Genomic DNA, 1689 nt, shown 5'->3' on the forward strand with positions numbered 1-1689 from the left:
CTCTGGCGGCTGCGTGAGCAGACGTTCGCTACGGAGGCGTAAGCGCAGTTTATCTGCGCGGTTAAACGCCGAAGTGAGCGTGCCTTAAACTTTGAGAATGTATATTCTCAAAGTTAATCTGCTCTAGGGAAACGCTGATTTATTCCGTTTGGCGGCGTTGCTCCGCTTTTTTTGAAACAGTCGAGGACTGTAACACGGCCCTTACGGCCGCGCCCTGGAGAGTAATGATGTACCCGCGTTTTGTTTTTTGCCTGCTGGCTTTGTGCCTGACCGTTTTTGCAGCCCCTGCTGCCGCGAAAACCTATGATCTGGCCTTCATAAGCGCCGACATTCCCGATGCCTGCCATTTTATGACGCGCGATGGGGCGGTTTTTGTGCTGGACGATGAAGACCACTTTTTTACCCTCAACATTGTCGAGCGTGATAAAAGCGTAAGTCTTGAGGAATACGCGCAAAAGCTCTCCCGCTCCATCAACGGTGGGCCTGTGAGCAAGGCGGGAGAAGACGCCTGGACCTTTCTGGTCAAGGTGGCTGTGGTTCCCTTCAACGTTCTTGTCATGGGAAATGACGAGCACGTGGCAGAGCTTTTTACCGACCAGAACCGGGCGGAATGGCCCAAGGACATAAAGAGCGCCCTTGATTCCATCAAGGGGAAAACACCGGCGCTGGACAGCCTGCTGCAAAAGCTTCTTGCGCCGCGCCAGCCGTAAAAATTCTCTGGCCGGAGCACTACTTTTTTATGGACAAACAGACAGGCCCGTGAGAATTTTTCACGCACCGAGGATCATACACAGGAGATCACCATGTTGAACAGATTTTTCCTGCTTCCCCTCTTCTGCCTGTCGCTTCTGGCCTTGTCATGCCCTGCTCTGGCCAAGGAGATGAAGTTTGGCCATTTCAGCATGGACGTGCCTGCCGCATGTACCGTGCAGGAGCGTGAAGGCAAGGTCACGGTCAGGGCCACGCCGGAAACTTTCTTTACCATCGCCGTCTTCACCAGAGGCGAGGCCGGAAACCTTCCCGACAAGGACTTTGCCGCCAAGCTCGCGCAACAGCTCAAAGGCTCTGCCCCCATAGCCACCGAAGACGGCGGCTGGAGCTTCACCACCAGGGCCGGAACCGTCGCGGCCAATGTGGATGTGGTCGGTGATGCCGATTACGTCATGATGTTCATGAGCGATGCCGGCGACAAGGAGTGGCCCGAAGCGCTTCAGGCGGCCTACGATTCCATCAAGGGCAATAACGCCAAGGTTGACGACTTCTTGCAAAAAACCCTGTTTGCCGAATAAAACCAGGGCATGCTCGTCTGTCGTCATACAAAGCGGCGGCACAAAAGCGGATACTTTGCCCGGCCTGAAAAGGCCGGGCATATTTTTTAGAGCAATTTCACTTTGAACTTGCTCTGGCGGCTGCGGGAGCAGTCGCCCGCCGCAAAGGGACAAGCGTAATTTTCGTGCGTATTAAGCACCGAGGCGGTGCACGCCGTAAACTTTGGAATGTACGTTCTCAAAGTTGATCTGCTTCAGGTTCGCCTTTCGCAAGGCTCTGCCGAGGATCTTTGCCAAAGCGTCTTTTCTTGCCGGAATCCGGCCAGACAGTAGCGCGGCATGCGGCACGTCAACGGCCGCCAGATCCGGCATTTCCGGCAATGACCGGGCTGCGCCGCGCCACCCACACCCGGTTACGCCC

3 protein-coding genes are annotated in these 1689 nt (G+C 55.5%); 2 read left to right on the forward strand and 1 reads right to left on the reverse strand.

Annotated elements, in window-relative coordinates:
* Window positions 1–224 precede the first annotated feature (224 nt).
* Together V6C16_RS12560 and V6C16_RS12565 are read left to right on the forward strand one after the other, a co-directional pair.
* Complete coding sequence (locus V6C16_RS12560; protein ID WP_333536322.1) at window positions 225–710, forward strand: hypothetical protein; 486 nt, start codon at window positions 225–227, stop codon at window positions 708–710.
* Between the two features lie 93 nt (window positions 711–803).
* On the forward strand, window positions 804–1289 hold the full coding sequence (locus V6C16_RS12565) for a hypothetical protein (RefSeq protein WP_333536321.1): 486 nt from the start codon (window positions 804–806) through the stop codon (window positions 1287–1289).
* A 171-nt stretch (window positions 1290–1460) separates the two neighbouring features.
* Here V6C16_RS12565 and V6C16_RS12570 read toward each other — a convergent pair.
* Window positions 1461–1689: hypothetical protein (locus tag V6C16_RS12570; protein ID WP_333543367.1), on the reverse strand; the 229-nt coding region annotated here is incomplete at its 5' end.

Source organism: Desulfovibrio sp. 1188_IL3213 (genome assembly GCF_036763145.1).
GTDB lineage: Bacteria > Desulfobacterota > Desulfovibrionia > Desulfovibrionales > Desulfovibrionaceae > Desulfovibrio.

What these genes read in the sequence shown, in the direction of transcription:
- V6C16_RS12565 (WP_333536321.1), top strand. Translation starts at nt 804, where the DNA reads ATGTTGAACAGATTTTTCCTGCTTCCCCTCTTCTGCCTGTCGCTTCTG.
- V6C16_RS12560 (WP_333536322.1), top strand. Translation starts at nt 225, where the DNA reads ATGATGTACCCGCGTTTTGTTTTTTGCCTGCTGGCTTTGTGCCTGACC.